This window comes from Microbacterium sp. CCH5-D1 (assembly GCF_001557335.1).
GTDB lineage: Bacteria > Actinomycetota > Actinomycetes > Actinomycetales > Microbacteriaceae > Microbacterium > Microbacterium oxydans.
In genome coordinates, this window is record NZ_LSJW01000176.1 from 1 (window position 1) to 779 (window position 779).

Below are 779 nucleotides of genomic sequence, written 5' to 3' on the forward strand. Positions count from 1 at the left end.
GACGCCGTCCCCGCCGCACCCGCGCCGCCGCCTGCTGGATGCGGTCGACGTCGGCATCGGTCAGGAACGGCTGGATGCGTACGAAGCGGTCGCCGGAGGATCCCGGTTCGATGGTGCTGAGCACCAGATCGGTATCGAACGACGACCAGTCCGGATCGACATTGGTGACGACGGTGGTGACCTCGATGGCCGTCCCGAGGGAACGGTCGACGCTGGAGCGGAGCAGTTCGTGCAGCTCGTGATACCCCGGGCACACGATCGTGGCGGTGAGGATGGATTCCGCCTTGCGGCTGCGTTCGAGACGGCCGCCCACGTGCATGGCGATGTAGGCGATCTCGTCGTCGTGGATCGGCGTGCCGACGCGGTCGTGCAGGCCGCTCGCGATCGACACGGCCACCTCGAAGATCATCGGGTACGTCGCCTTCAACGACCGGGTGAGCGGGTTCCGCGTGAGGGCGCTCTCCTCCGCCCGCCGCAGCAGATTCTGCACGTGCAGGGCGAGACGCAGGACGAAGGTCTCATCGACGAGGTCGACCTCGAAGTCCTCGGCCGCACGCGTGATCTCCGCACGGACGGCGGCCTCGACCATCGGGTCGACGCCGCTGCGGGCGACCTCGCGTGTCGTCGCCTCCCCCGGCGCGACGATGCGCGTCAGCACGAGGGAGGCGAGGTGGCCGCTGTCGCCATCGCCGAGGACCACCGAGAAGTGCTCGAAGGCCAGGCGGGCGATGACCGCCCCCACGCGCGGGATCTCCTCGCGCGTGGGGGCGGTCATCGCC

Annotated in this window: 1 protein-coding gene; it reads right to left on the reverse strand. The window is 69.7% G+C overall.

The window, feature by feature from the left end:
* Nucleotides 1-779 (reverse strand): BglG family transcription antiterminator (locus AX744_RS10935; RefSeq protein WP_157543583.1); only part of this gene is annotated, 779 nt, incomplete at both ends.